General features: G+C 51.8%; 14 protein-coding genes and 1 riboswitch. Of the genes, 8 read left to right on the forward strand and 6 right to left on the reverse strand.

The genetic code is table 11. The features are described 5' to 3' along the window. Position 1: 1 nt before the first annotated feature. Entirely contained in the window at positions 2–889 is an 888-nt protein-coding gene (locus FPL14_RS19325) for a helix-turn-helix transcriptional regulator (RefSeq protein WP_182299313.1), read from the reverse strand. A gap of 154 nt (positions 890–1043) precedes the next feature. On the opposite strand from FPL14_RS19325, the gene melA reads away from it, so the two are divergent. The 3 genes from melA (at position 1044) to FPL14_RS19340 (ending at position 3641) form a co-directional block, all read left to right on the forward strand. Continuing rightward, the gene (gene melA / locus FPL14_RS19330; RefSeq protein WP_182299314.1) at positions 1044–2351 is read left to right on the forward strand and encodes an alpha-glucosidase/alpha-galactosidase; all 1308 of its coding nucleotides are present in this window, start codon (positions 1044–1046) and stop codon (positions 2349–2351) included. Between the two features lie 56 nt (positions 2352–2407). After that, a riboswitch (PreQ1 riboswitch) is annotated at positions 2408–2451 on the forward strand. Positions 2452–2595: 144 nt separating this feature from the next. After that, a complete protein-coding gene (gene queF, locus FPL14_RS19335) occupies positions 2596–3087 on the forward strand; it encodes a preQ(1) synthase (protein ID WP_182299315.1) in 492 nt (163 codons plus the stop codon). A 14-nt stretch (positions 3088–3101) separates the two neighbouring features. After that, the gene (locus FPL14_RS19340) at positions 3102–3641 is read left to right on the forward strand and encodes a VUT family protein (protein WP_182299316.1); all 540 of its coding nucleotides are present in this window, start codon (positions 3102–3104) and stop codon (positions 3639–3641) included. A 60-nt stretch (positions 3642–3701) separates the two neighbouring features. Here FPL14_RS19340 and FPL14_RS19345 read toward each other — a convergent pair whose 3' ends face one another. The 3 genes from FPL14_RS19345 to FPL14_RS19355 all read right to left on the reverse strand — a co-directional run bounded on the left by FPL14_RS19345 (position 3702) and on the right by FPL14_RS19355 (position 7322). Next, the gene (locus FPL14_RS19345) at positions 3702–5699 is read right to left on the reverse strand and encodes a sensor histidine kinase (RefSeq protein WP_182299317.1); all 1998 of its coding nucleotides are present in this window, start codon (positions 5697–5699) and stop codon (positions 3702–3704) included. Next, on the reverse strand, positions 5696–6358 hold the full coding sequence (locus tag FPL14_RS19350; RefSeq protein WP_182299318.1) for a response regulator: 663 nt from the start codon (positions 6356–6358) through the stop codon (positions 5696–5698). The genes FPL14_RS19345 and FPL14_RS19350 overlap by 4 nt, the downstream gene beginning before the upstream one ends. A 199-nt stretch (positions 6359–6557) precedes the next feature. Next, entirely contained in the window at positions 6558–7322 is a 765-nt protein-coding gene (locus tag FPL14_RS19355) for a Crp/Fnr family transcriptional regulator (RefSeq protein WP_182299319.1), read from the reverse strand. A 240-nt stretch (positions 7323–7562) separates the two neighbouring features. Between FPL14_RS19355 and FPL14_RS19360 the strand changes: the two genes are divergently transcribed. From FPL14_RS19360 to FPL14_RS19370, 3 genes are read left to right on the forward strand one after another with little or no spacing between them, the layout of a single operon-like run. Beyond that, entirely contained in the window at positions 7563–8003 is a 441-nt protein-coding gene (locus FPL14_RS19360) for a GAF domain-containing protein (protein ID WP_182299320.1), read from the forward strand. 23 nt (positions 8004–8026) lie between these two features. Continuing rightward, positions 8027–8683 carry a response regulator gene (locus FPL14_RS19365; protein ID WP_182299321.1) on the forward strand — a complete coding sequence of 219 codons (657 nt, stop codon included), beginning with the start codon at positions 8027–8029 and terminating at the stop codon, positions 8681–8683. Next, positions 8673–9722 (forward strand): PAS domain S-box protein, encoded by a 1050-nt coding sequence (locus tag FPL14_RS19370; protein ID WP_229263581.1) that lies wholly within the window; start codon positions 8673–8675, stop codon positions 9720–9722. Before FPL14_RS19365 ends, FPL14_RS19370 begins: the two co-directional genes overlap by 11 nt. A gap of 63 nt (positions 9723–9785) precedes the next feature. Here the strand turns inward: FPL14_RS19370 and FPL14_RS19375 are convergent, their stop codons facing one another. Further along, a complete protein-coding gene (locus tag FPL14_RS19375; RefSeq protein WP_229263582.1) occupies positions 9786–10796 on the reverse strand; it encodes a YpdA family putative bacillithiol disulfide reductase in 1011 nt (336 codons plus the stop codon). Between the two features lie 206 nt (positions 10797–11002). On the opposite strand from FPL14_RS19375, the gene FPL14_RS19380 reads away from it, so the two are divergent. Beyond that, positions 11003–11536 carry a DoxX family protein gene (locus FPL14_RS19380; RefSeq protein ID WP_182299322.1) on the forward strand — a complete coding sequence of 178 codons (534 nt, stop codon included), beginning with the start codon at positions 11003–11005 and terminating at the stop codon, positions 11534–11536. A 61-nt stretch (positions 11537–11597) separates the two neighbouring features. On the opposite strand, the gene FPL14_RS19385 is transcribed toward FPL14_RS19380, so the two are convergent. Further along, positions 11598–12152 (reverse strand): PadR family transcriptional regulator, encoded by a 555-nt coding sequence (locus FPL14_RS19385; RefSeq protein ID WP_182299323.1) that lies wholly within the window; start codon positions 12150–12152, stop codon positions 11598–11600. Positions 12153–12271: 119 nt separating this feature from the next. On the opposite strand from FPL14_RS19385, the gene FPL14_RS19390 reads away from it, so the two are divergent. Beyond that, positions 12272–13732, forward strand: coding sequence for an MDR family MFS transporter (locus tag FPL14_RS19390; RefSeq protein ID WP_182299324.1), 1461 nt, complete (start codon positions 12272–12274; stop codon positions 13730–13732). Positions 13733–13849: the final 117 nt, after the last annotated feature.

A 13849-nucleotide genomic window follows, 5' to 3' on the forward strand; every position in this document is an offset into this window, starting at 1 on the left:
TTCAATCTTCATATGCACCGACAGGGCGCTTCGGATGATTCCGAAGCGCTTTGCGGTATTCCGAAGGGGATTGGCCGCTCCATTGGCGGAATTTTTTCGAGAAATAGAGCGCGTCTCCGAATCCGACGGATGATGCGACTTGGTCGATAGTTATCGGGGTGGCGAGCAGCAGTTCCGCCCGCTGCATGCGAATGTTCAACAAATATCGCATGGGCGACAAACCGGTCGATTGCTTGAACAGCTTGCAAAGATGAGTCCGATGGTAGCCTAGCGTCCCGGCCAAATATCCGATGGAGATCGGCTGGGTGAATTGCAGCGTGAGATATTGGATAGCCTGCTTCACGACAAGGCTGCTGGCCAAAGTCGGCTCGGGATCGCTATTCTCAAGCTTTCGAAGCGCGACTCCGAATCGCTGGAGCAAGAGGCGGAGCCGTCCTCCGGCTTCCAGATTGGACAGCTCGGGATACGACGCGGAGTCGAAGCAGCGGCGAAGCTGTTCATAATCGTTGCGAACGTTAGGGTTAAGGCTATCCGGGACGATCGGCCGCCCGGGCGAGACGCCGATCTTGGCCATGGCCGCGGCGGCTCCATATCCTACGAACGCTACCCACGCATAACTCCATGGCTCATCTCCATCCGCCTGGTAAGTAAACAATTCCCCTGGAAAGATGATGAACGTATCTCCGGCCCCGCACCGGTAGCTCCGTCCGCCGATCGTGAAGTCGCCAAACCCGGATAGTACCGTATGAACGAGATAGTAGTCGTGGGTGGCCGGACCCGTCTTGTGCAGCCGGAAGGGCACGGCTTCGCCGCTGAAGAGCACGGATAGCTCCTCCTCGATAGGAGAGGGATTAATGCTGACCGTAAAAGAATGATGCTCGGGAGTCATCCGCGTCACCTGCCTGTGTCGTCTATTCTCTTACCTACTTTAGCAAATAAACGACAAATGTCCATATTGTTGCGCGAACCATCCATACTCTTCCGAATGCGGTTACATTACATTGAAAGTAGCAAAACACTTTATCCATTCGGAGGGTTTAACCTTGGCGAAATTGACTTTTATAGGCGCCGGAAGTACGGTATTCGCGAAAAACGTTCTAGGAGACGTCATGCTGACGCCGGCATTGCAGGACTTCGAAATCGCTTTGTTCGACATTGATCCGGTTCGGTTAAAAGAATCGGAGAACATGCTCAATAACATCAAAAAGACATCCGGGAGCACCTGCACGATCAAGTCCTTCTCCGATCGCAAGGAAGCTCTTCGCGGAGCGAAATACGTAGTTAACGCGATTCAAGTCGGCGGATACGATCCATGCACGATTACCGATTTCGAAGTACCTAAGAAATACGGTTTAAGGCAGACGATTGCCGATACCGTCGGAATCGGCGGCATTTTCCGCAACCTGCGGACGATCCCCGTCATGCTGGATTTCGCGGTCGACATACGCGAGGTGTGCCCGGACGCGCTATTCCTGAACTACACGAACCCGATGGCCGTCTTGACGAACGTGATGAACACATACGGCGGCGTGCAAACGGTAGGGTTATGCCACAGCGTGCAAGCGTGCGTTCCGGAAATGTTCAAGCATCTGGGGCTCGATCAGACGGGAGTCAAAGCGAAAATCGCGGGTATTAATCACATGGCTTGGCTGCTGGAAGTGACGAAGGACGGAGTCGACCTATATCCGGAAATCAAGAGACGCGCCGCTGAGAAACAGAAAGAGAAGCACCACGATATGGTACGTTACGAGATGATGCTGAAATTCGGCTATTACATTACGGAGTCTTCCGAGCATAACGCAGAGTATCATCCGTATTTCATCAAACGCAACTATCCCGAGCTGATCGAGCGTTTCAATATTCCGCTTGACGAATATCCTCGCCGCTGCGTCGAGCAAATCTCCAATTGGGCGAAGATGCGCGACGAGATCGTGAACGATGCCCATTTGAAGCACGCGCGCTCGCATGAATACGCTTCGTATATTTTCGAAGCGATCGAGACGGACGTACCGTTCAAGATCGGCGGCAACGTCATGAACACCGGCGGATTGATCGCCAACCTGCCTCGCGAAGCTTGCGTGGAAGTTCCGTGCCTCGTCGATCGTTCCGGCGTTAACCCGACTTATATCGGCAACCTTCCGCCTCAGCTGGCCGCATTGAACCGAACCAATATCAATACGCAATTGCTGACGATCGAAGCGGCGATCACGGGCAAGAGAGAACATATCTACCATGCGGCCATGCTCGATCCGCATACGGCCGCCGAGCTGTCCATGGACGAGATCGTCGCCATGTGCGACGATCTGATCGAAGCGCACGGGGATTGGCTGCCGAAGTTCTCTGTGGTATAGTTACGAAGCAATAACTAAAGAAGAAAATCTGGACAGCCCGTCTAGCGACCGGCGTCTCAGGAGAGGTTCGCGAACTCCCTCTATAAAAAACTAAGGAAAACGACCACGTCCGTTACCGATCGGGCTGCAACCGCCGTTGCAGCCTAGGTCGTGCGCGAGGTGCCGTTTTTTTCATGTTCTTTAGCGAATTTGGGATTTGTCTCGCCGATCTCTTTCTTCTCATCCAGGAAGGGGATTATTCGTCATGCGCACGAAAGAAGAAATGCAAGACATCACTTTGCTCGGCAATCAAGGAACCCGGTACGTGTTCGAGTACGATCCGCAAGTATTGGAGGCGTTCGACAACAAGCACCCGGGCCGGGATTATTTCGTCAAGTTCAATTGCCCTGAGTTTACCAGCCTATGTCCGATGACCGGGCAGCCGGATTTCGCGACGCTGTACATCTCGTACGTTCCGGACCGGAAAATGGTGGAGAGCAAGTCGCTTAAACTGTACTTGTTCAGCTTCCGGAACCACGGGGATTTTCACGAGGATTGCATGAACATCATCATGAACGACCTGATCGCCTTAATGGAACCGCGTTATATCGAGGTGTGGGGGAAATTCACCCCGCGCGGCGGAATCTCTATCGATCCTTATTGCAACTGGGGACAGCCTGGAACCAAGTACGAGCGGATGGCGGAGCATCGTCTCTTGAATCACGATCTTTACCCGGAGAAGGTGGATAATCGATGAGGGGGCATAAGGGAATGAAGATAGCGACGATCGCGCTTTACTTGCTGGCGATCGTTACCGCCAACGTTGTTACGGCTTCTCTGGCGCCTATTCAGCTCGGCTATTTGATTATTCCGGCAGGGTCCTTCCTAATCGGAGCTACGTTTATATTCCGGGATCTCGTTCAGAACGCGATCGGACGCAAATACACGTACGGCATTATAGCGGCAGCCATGTTATTATCAGTGGCTACGTCTTATTACCTTGGCGATACGTTATGGATTGTCGGAGCATCGGCGCTTACGTTCCTGTTCTCGGAGACGACGGACACCGAGATTTACACGCGCCTTAAGCTTCCGATGTCGCTAAGGGTGTTGTACAGCGGGGTGGTCGGCGGCGTCGTGGACAGCATCGTCTTCGTCATCATCGGCTTGTCCCCGCTAGGCGCCGGTTTCTTGCCCTGGGATATGGTCGGCTATGCGATTGCGGGCCAGATCATCGTGAAAATCGTCATGCAACTGATAGGATCGTTGATCGTTCAACTCGTGCCGTCAACGCGAGCGGCTTCATTCTAACGTATAAATAAGCGTTGGTACGGGAATAACCTCCCGTACCAACGCTTTTGCATATTGCGATTAACCGGCGGTTGAAGCCGGAGAAGATCGTTCCTGCGGCAACGGCAGCTTGATGGCGAGTTCGCAGCCGATCGGGACTCCGTCATCGCCCTCCGAGGATCCGATCTCGATCGTGCCTCCAAGAAGATGGATTCGTTCCATCATGCTCGTCAGGCCGAATCCCGGCTTGGCGAAACCGAAAGGCATGCCGTCGTTCCACAACTTGATGTCCAGCCATTGCCCGTCAGGGCGAACCGTATAACGGAACCAGCTGCATTTCGCATGGCGAATTCCGTTCGTTAAGCCTTCTTGCAGAGCGTGATAGATCACTTTCTCGGTCAATTTGCCCAATTCGAACGGAATCTCGATATCGGCTTCGACGGCGACCTCCATCGTCTCGATCGTTTCGCGAATAAGCTCTCTAAGCGCGGCCTCCAACTTGACGGGAGGAGAATCGGACTTCAGCATGCGCACCGTTTTGCGGATATCTTCCAATCCTTTGCGCACGAGTCCGCTGACCGTGTCCAGCTTCTCCATCGGCAAGTTGCCTTCCTTGGCGGCGAGCTTCTTGCTTGCCTCCAATTGGACGATCGCCGCGGTAAGCGTATGGCCTACGACATCGTGCATGTCGTGGGCGATACGGTTTCTTTCCTCCAGCACGGATACTTCGGCCAACGTCTCCGCTTTTTCCCGCAAGGTGACCGTTAACGAACGATTCGCTTCCCCCAACTCTTCCGTGCGAATTTCCACTAATTGCTCCAAATTGCGATGGAACTGTTCCAACTCGATATTTTTCGCTTTGAGTTCTTTGGCATTCCGTTCCGAGTCTTGGTAGATGTAGCCAACTCTATGAATGACGACTAACACCATGCAGGACATGAAAAGGAGTAGGCCGTTAGGGAGAAGGTTTGCGATTACGGTTTCAAAGTATGGCCATAATCGGATGTTCGGCATAGCTTGGGCGAACAGGGTGTTTGCGATCATATGCCCTAATCCGCCAACGACTAATATAGCGTAACCCCGCAGCAACCATCTTCTTTCATACGGCCGTTGCGCGTTATTCGGAAAACGTGCCAGGGCATAGGTGACGACTCCTATGGAAGCTATCGCTAGCCACGGAAAACCGTCGTTAAGCATTTTCCAATACCAGGTCGGGTTCCAGATTCCCGCGAACAAAGAAGCGACCGTGTATAAAAGCAGGGCGAGCTTCGTGATTCGGATGATGAGCCGTCTGGAAGCGCCTAGCACCTCGCCGTATAATCCCGTAAACGCGTATACGCCAAGCGTCAGCAATAGATCCTTCCAATAGTACAAGGCTTGAACGTCGGCGAACCATTGCAGAGAGCTGCACAATAGAAGCAACCCGAGTCCGGCGGAAAGCGTGAGCATGGAGAACCAGAAGTATAACTTTTCCTTTCGTCTGGCGAAGAAAATCAAACCTACGATGCCGACGGTTAAATACAGGACGGAATAGATGTAACGGGAAGTATCCCTCTGTATCGTAAGGGTTAAGATGGTGTCCGGATCCGCGGCGAGAATCCAACTGTTCATCACGAAAGGCATGCGGTCCCATTCCATATGCAGCATAATTTCCTTCTCTTGCTGCTCCGGGAAGATCGGAATCGGATGACGGGTCATTAAGAAATGGTTCCAGTGAGGGCCGGGCTCCATATTGAAACGATACACGGATTGCCCGTCCAAGAAAACTTCGAACTTATTCATTCCGAATAGGAATAAATAGGGTTTCCTCCAGGGCAGTTCGGGTAATGTACGCTTGACCCATAGCGAGCCTTTATAACCGTTTAGCTTCTTCCATTCCTCTTCGCCGAAAGGTTGCCAGCTATCGCCCTGAACGGGTTGCTGCCCGTAAAACACCTGCCAATTTTTCTGAAGAAGGTACGGCGCATGATTACGTTCGTCGATAAAATTTTTGTTGATGAAGAGGGACGGCAAAAATAGCCCCAATACGATTACGCATGCAAATAGCCATATTAATAGGGAAGTCGACCTGCGGTTCATGGGATCATATACTCCTTCAAGCGGCTAATCGCCGCGTTACGGTCGTTCGTACCTATTTTATTATATATGACGCTAATATAATTGCGTATCGTTCCTTCGCTCATATAGAGAGAGGAGGCAATTTGTTTGTTCGGTTTGTCTTGCACCATGAGCTGAATGATTTCCCGTTCCTTTTCGTTGAAGAAGAGGCCATGCTGCTCAAGCGCTTGCTCGTAGAAAGGCCCTTGCTCGGCATGATTCAAATAGGATAACCTTTCGGTCAGCTTGGAGGCGATGGACGCGGGCAGTATGAGATGGCCTTTTACCGCTTCGCGAATCGTCTGAACGATATGCTCTCCCGCCATGTCCTTCAAGAGGAATCCGTCCGCTCCGTTAGCCATGGCGTTAATAATCCAGTTATCCTCCAAGAAGGTCGTGAGCATAAGGATCAGGATGCCGGGATATTGTTCTTTGATCCGTTTCATGCTGTCGATTCCGTTTAACAGCGGCATTTTGATATCCATGAGAATGAGATCGGGATTGAGGCGTGCGGTCATCTCGATGGCTTCAAGTCCGTTGCATGCCAAGCCGACCGTCTGCATGTCGTCTTCCAAATTAATAATCGTCTGCAGGCCTTCCCGCAGCAACGTTTGATCATCGACAACCAATACTCTTATCATGGGCATCTTCTTTCCATTAGGATGCTCTCAGATTACCACAGGTGTTAGCGATATGGCTTTAGCCTCAAACCATCTCGTGACTAAAATGACAAAAGTTATGACGCGTGTCATATATTCTATATGTCCGGTAAGCATGATTAACCTGAAAAAGCCCTCGTTCCCGGCGTTACCCGGGAATGAGGGCTTTTCTCTTCCATGTTCAAATTCGGCAAACCTCGCCAGGGCAACCGGGGCAGCTAGGGCAATGGCAGATTTCTTGCAGCGCTTTAAGCTGCCTAACGATAATTTTGCCGTAACGGAAATCAAGGATTCCTTCTTCCTTGAATTCGTTGAGCATCCGGTTCACGCTCTCGCGGGTCGCGCCGATGAAATCCGCAAGCTCGGAATGCGTGAGCTTCATATCGATTCGGATTCCGTAAGGCTCCATAATCCCGTACGAATTGCATAGACGGATAAGCGTCGAGGCTAACGCCCCTGGTTTGCCGAATAACAGCAAGTCGCGGAATTTGGACTGGGTGACCCTTTGGGACAACGACATCCAATTCATGAAGCTTAGCGCGAGGTCGGCGTTGTGCTGCATAAGCGCTTCAAGCGCGTAACGCGAGATGACTCCGATCTCCGCCGTCTCCACGACTTCCGCCGTATAGCTGTATTGCAGAGCCTTGTTTCCGCCAATATTCTCGCAAATCAGATCCCCGGACTGAAGAATGGTAAGGATGTATTCTTTGCCGTCCTCTGTAGATTTTCTCAGTTTCACTCTGCCGTCGCGAATATAATAGATGTTTTCCGTATCGTCGCCTTCCCAGAACAGGAAGCCGCCGGTTGGAATACGCATAGGAACCATTATGCTTTCGAGTTGCTCGAATTGCTTCCGCGTGCAGAAGCCGGCAAAACCTTTGTTTCTCTCCGTCGTTTGATCCATTTCATCACGCTCGGTAGTCTTGACAGGACAATTAATTCCCATTGCCGTCATCCCCCTCGATTTATCTTAATTCCATCTTACCTTGAGCAGGTAAACATTGTTATCGGGGAAAACGCTGAATCCATCCGGGGAATTCCCCTATTTTTCTGTGAGGAAAATCACACCTTAGAACAAAGTTAGGTGTTTCCCCGCGTTTCTTTCAGGGTTTTCCCTGAATTACAAGCTTATCGCTTAGCGATAGAATAGAAGTTGAGAAGGTTTCGCGTACGGGGAGTGAAGGGTATGAAAGCGGATGAGAAGCGCATAAGGGAAATGCTGAACGGACTGAGGCAAGAGGCAGCCGTCGACTTTTCGGCTCTTGCCGCCATTAATCACAGGGAACGGTACACGTGCTGGAGATGGGTTTCGGGAAATTTGAACGAGAGATATTCGAACATTCGCGTACGGCACGGACAAGGCATCGAAGGAGAAGTCATTAAGGTGGGCCGCGGATTGTCGTGGAACAAGAACGAGTCCCAAGTCGCTAGCGAGCATGCCAAATATTCCATCTTACTAACGGAGAAGCTGGAGTCCGCCTTCGCGGTTCCTGTAATGGCGGGCCAATCGATGAGCGGAATTTTGTTGATCGGCGACCGGAGTCACCGGATTTACGAAGCGGCGGTCAGGGAAAAAGTCGTGCAGGCGGGAATGAAAATAGCCGGATTATTGGTGGATTTGATATAGTAGTCGTATAAGGAGGCGGGATAATGATCCGTATATTGCTTGTTGACGATCATGCCGTCGTTCGTTCCGGGCTGGCGATGCTGCTGGGAGCCAAGGAGGACATGGAAGTCGTCGGAGAAGCGGCGGAAGGGGAGGAAGCGATCGCCAAAGCGATGCAATTTCTGCCGGACGTCGTGCTCATGGATCTCAGCATGCCCCATGGCAAGGACGGGCTAAGCACGACCGCGGAATTAAAGAAGAAGCTGCCGAATACGTCCGTGTTGATCCTGACGATGCATGACGACGAAGAATATTTGTTCCGCGCCATTCATCTCGGGGCGTCCGGGTATATTCTGAAGAGCTCGCCGCATGACGAGATGATTAGCGCCATCCGCCACGTAGCGGCCGGCAATGCGTATTTGCACCCGACGGCCACGAAGAAATTGATGGGCGAATATTTGGAGAAGCTGAAGCAAGGCGGCGACCAAGGCACTTTCGAGTCGTTGTCCGAGCGGGAGCGGGAAATTCTGGCCAAGGTAGCGCAAGGCTATACGAATAAAGACATTGCCGAACAGCTCGTCATTAGCGTCAAGACGGTAGAATCGCACAAGAGCAACCTGATGGACAAACTCAATCTCAAAACGAGGCCGGATCTGGTCAAGTTCGCGATGAAGAAGGGGCTGCTTAATTTTGACGCTTGATCATAACGGGTATACTTCGTCCTCCGGCGGATCGCTGGAACAGACGCTGAAGCAACTGTCCGATCTGAAGTACGCGTTGGATGAAGCCTCGATCGTGGCGGTAACCGACCGAAGCGGCAAAATCCAATACGTCAACGACAGGTTCTGCGAGATCTCGCGTTACTCCAGGGAGGAATTGCTTGGCAAGGATCACCGGATTATTAATTCCGGACATCATGGGCGATCGTTCATGCAAGAGCTGTGGAGCACGATCGGCTCGGGAAAAGTATGGCGCGGCGAGATTAAAAACCGCAACAAGGACGGCCATTATTACTGGGTGGATACGACGATCGTTCCGTTCTTGAACGAAGAAGGCAAGCCCTATCAATACTTGGCGATTCGTCACGAAGTCACCGCAAGAAAAAACGCCGAGGAAGAGCTGCAGCTGCTTCTCTCCCAAATGATGCAAATCCAGGAGGAGGAACGAAGACGGTTTTCCCGCGATCTTCACGACGGCATCGGGCAAAGCTTGTTCTCGTTGCTGATCTCCTTGGATACGATCATTTCCGGCGGCGCTTACGAGCGATTGGCCGTTCTGCGGGAAGACGTCGCCCATCTGATGGCCGACGTTCGAGGCTTGGCGTGGGAGCTTAGGCCATCGGTACTCGACGATCTTGGAGTTATTCCGGCATTGCGCACTTATTTCGACACGTACTCCAAGCATTACGGAATTCAAGTTCAATTTGAATCCGACTTGCGAAGAAGGTTGAGCATTAAAGAGGAAACGACGATCTACCGGATCATTCAAGAAGCTTTAATGAATCTGGGCAAACACGCGGACGTGGAGGAAGCTTCGGTTGCGGTTCGCGATTGCGGAGCCTGCGTCGAGGTAACGATCGAGGATCGGGGCAAAGGATTTGCCCGGGACGGCGGAACGAAAGGCGTAGGGTTGTTCAGCATGGAGGAACGCGCGCGAGCGATCGGCGGAGAGCTTCGCATTCAATCCGTCCCCGGCAAAGGGACGAAAGTCGTGCTGATCTTGCCTCAAGGCGAACAATAGGAATAACGGAACGGCCCTTCGGATTATCGAAGGGCCGTTCGTCATATGCAATCACGATTGCCCTTACGTAAGCCGGGCAATACGGCGCGCGATTAATTGTCCGTGATGGCGCCCGCTTTCAATGAAAATTTCGTTCGCTTCCCGTCCGGCTGCGATAACCCCGGCGATGAACAGGCCCGGAACGTTCGTCTCCATCGTCTCGGGATCAAAGGTAGGAATAGTCGATTCGGCATCTACTTCGGCCCCGGCATTCGTTAGCAAAGTCCGTTCCGGGCGGAAACCCGTCAAGGCCAGCACGAAGTCGTTGTCCAGCGTATAGGAAGGGCTGCCTTGCTCGGGCTGTATCGTAATGTTGTATTCGTTGATGGATACGACGCGGGAGGAGAACAGCATTCGAACTTTGCCCTTGTTCACCATGCTTTCGAATAGCGGTTTCACCCAAGGTTTAATGCTCGGAGAGTATTGATCGCCGCGATACACGACCGTAATCTCCGCTCCTACCCGCAATAATTCCATGGCGGCATCCACTGCCGAATTATTGCCGCCGATTATAGCTACTTTCATTCCGGTATAAGGATGGGCCTCACGGAAAAAATGGCTGACCTTCGCCAAATCCTCTCCTGGGATGCCCAACAGGTTAGGATGATCGAAGTATCCGGTGGCCACGACGACATGTTTCGTTTCATAGACGAGCGTCGCTCCGAACCGATCGACGGTTTCCACCCGGAACTCCCCGTTAGCTTGGGGCTCGATGGAAACCGCGTTCTCGTAAGCGCGAATGCGCAAGCCTCGGCGCAGGGCGACGTCCCGATAATACTGCAGCGCTTCGCGGCGGGTCGGCTTGTCGTTCGGGCTAGTAAAAGGAATGCCGCCGATCTCGAGCAATTCGGTCGTGCTGAAAAACTGCATGTAAGTCGGATATTGATAGATGGAATGGACGACGGCGTTCTTCTCGATCAGCAGCGGCTCGATTCCGACGGCTTGCAGCTCTAGAGCTGCCGATAGGCCGCACGGGCCGGCTCCGATCACGATTGCTTGTTCGAGTTGCATACTTGGATTGATTTGTTTGGTCATGTCTGGTTTTCTCCATCTGATTCTTTTGCTCTCTATTGTATCACGATATGCGGATTCATCCGAAATTCCGTCCATCCTTCCTTTACGAAGGAGGTTCATCATTTCGACACGTAATTTGTGATTTAATTCACATTCTTTTATTTGTTTAAGAGTCATAATGAGGGTGTAAGAAAAAGACGCGTACAAGAGAATGGGAGATGGCCGCAATGGTGATGAAATTTCTAAGAGAAAACGTATGGGCTGCGGTGGCATTGACATTGATTCGTATCTATCTGGGCTGGCAATGGATGGAGGCGGGTTGGCATAAATTAACGGGTGACCAAGCGTTCAGCGCCGCGGGCTTCCTGAAAAACGCGATTACGAACCCGGTTGCCGACAAAGCGACGCAGGAAGCGATCTATCCGACGTATACGGCATTCCTGGAGAACTTTGCGTTACCGAACGTGAAGATCATTAACTTCCTGATTCCGTTAGGAGAATTTCTGGTCGGATTAGGTCTGATCGTTGGGGGATTAACGGCCGCAGCCGCCTTCTTCGGACTGATGATGAACTTCCTGTTCTTGTTCGCCGGTACGGTAAGCACTAACCCATGGTTGACCCTGATCGGCGTGATCGTATTGTTCGCAGGCGCCAATGCAGGCAAGTTCGGCCTTGACTACTTCCTGCTTCCGTGGATCCGCAAAGGCTGGGCGAAGCTGACGAAGCGCGGCGGCGGGCAAACGACCCAAGCGAGATTATAACGCGGCTTATGCTTAGAATAAAAGCCAACTGTTCCTTTAACGGAACGGTTGGCTTTTTGGGTCAGTTCTCTTCGGAAGGAATAGCCGAGAGCACCCACTCGCACCATTGAATGTTGGTCCGGGTGCTCATGAGCGCTTTGTTAAGCAAAATATACGCGCCGATCAGAGGAGAATCGAAGGACGGGAACTCGTTCTCCCTTAAGCCGCCCATCTGTTGGATTTGGCGAATCCGATCCTCGATCCGGCCGATTTTCATCCGATAATGTTCAAGGCGGGCAAGGAACAGCTTGCGGGAGATGTCCGGTTTCACGAGCGATATGCAGTAAGCTTTAAGCATGAGTTCGTCGCGCATGACCGGATCGGAAGCGGGTTCGGTTAGCCAAGTCCGCAGGCAATCGATCCCTTTGTCCGTAATGGAGTATACCTTCTTATCCGGCTTATCGCTCTGCGAGACTAGCTCGTAAGTGAGTTGCTGTTCCTTCTCCAAATTCGCGAGCAGAGGATAGATCTGACTATGTTTCGCCGGCCAGAAGGGCTGAATTCTCAGCATTAAATCATATCCGGACAAGGGGGAATGGGATAATAAGCTTAGCAATCCGTACGCAAGGGTGTTCATGGACGGGCCTCCAGGAAATACAAACTTTTGACAGATGTAAATTTCAGTAGTATGATAACTCTCCGACCTTTAAAATATGTAAAAAATACATAGATACATGGGAGAGTGGAGAGAAGAAGATGAGCAATAGCAACAACATTCAACAAATACGTTTTATGCCGATAATGGTTGCAATTTTTATCGGTTCGTTCTTATGTATTCTAGCTTCGAGCACGATCAATATCGCGTTGGAAATTTTGAAGGATCACTTTCATACGTCGCTCGATTCCGTCACTTGGACTTTAACCGGATTTATGCTCGCGATGGGCACGACGGCGCCTATCGTTGGTTATTTAGGGGAGAAGTTCAGTTACAAGAGGCTGTATTTATTCTCGTTGATCGGCTTTACGGTTACTTCCGCGTTGTGCGCGGCCGCTTGGAACGAGACGTCGCTAATCGCGTTTCGGGTATTGCAAGGGGCGTTCAGCGGATTGATCATTCCGGCTACGATGTCCATTATCTATCAAATTATACCACGGGAAAAGCAAGCGATGGCGATCGCGCTATGGGGCTTGGCTTCGATGATGGCGCCTGCCTTCGGTCCGACGCTAAGCGGATGGCTGCTGGAAAACTACGATTGGCAATGGCTGTTCCTCATGAACGTGCCGATCGGCCTGATTGCGATCTGGTGCGTAGCGGTCTATATTCCCTATTACCGGCTTAGCGTACCTAAGAGCTTCGATGCGTTCGGGTTCCTTACGGTCATTCTCAGCAGCGCGGCTTTGCTTCTTGCTCTAGGCCAAGGCCACAATTGGGGATGGGGATCTTGGAAAATCGTATCGTTGCTCGTCGGCGGTTCGATCACGCTTGTTCTCTTCATATGGAGAGAGCTTACGGCGAAGACGCCTCTGCTGAATTTGCGAGTGTTCAAGAACGGGAGATACACTCTCAATCTCATCATCGCTAACATTCTAACGATCAGCTTGTATTCGGGTACGTTCCTTACCCCGGTGTTCTTGCAGAGAATCCAGCATGTGTCCGCGATGGATACGGGGTTGATCCTGCTGCCGGCTTCGCTCGCCATGGCTCTGGTCATGCCGATCGTAGGCAAGCTATACGGAATTGTCGGACCTCGTTGGCTTATGGTCGTGGGCATCGTGTTGCTCTCGGTCGGAACGTTGACGTTAAGCTGGCTCAGCATCGATGTGTCGCATACGTACATCCTGTTCTGGATGATCGTCCGCAACTTGGGAATCGCGCTCGTCATGATGCCTTCTAGCAACGCCGGCATGGAGCTCGTTCCGCGCGAGCTGTCCGGCCATGCGTCCGCGATCATGAACTGGACCCGCAACGTGTTCGGCTCGTTCGCGATCGCGATCTTTACGACGCTGCTGGCAACGCGGTCTACTCACCATGGCATGGATTTCGCCATGGCCGGCGAGACCGATAAAGCGTTCATATCGATGATGTCGTTCACGATGAGCGTTAACGACGTTTATCTCATCGCTACCTTTATCGCGATCGCGGCGCTGCCGCTTAGCCTGTTCGTGGGCAAAGTCAAGCAACCGCAAGAAGATCGGCTTAAGCAAGACGCCGCTTGATCAATAGGCGCTATACTTGGAACCGGATGCTAGAAGATTTACTTCTGGCATCCGGTTTTTGCGTTGGCCGGGAGTGTGCTGGTTGCCGCGATGAAATAACTGTAAAACTACAGTTAT

This window comes from Cohnella cholangitidis (assembly GCF_014107495.1).
GTDB lineage: Bacteria > Bacillota > Bacilli > Paenibacillales > Paenibacillaceae > Cohnella > Cohnella cholangitidis.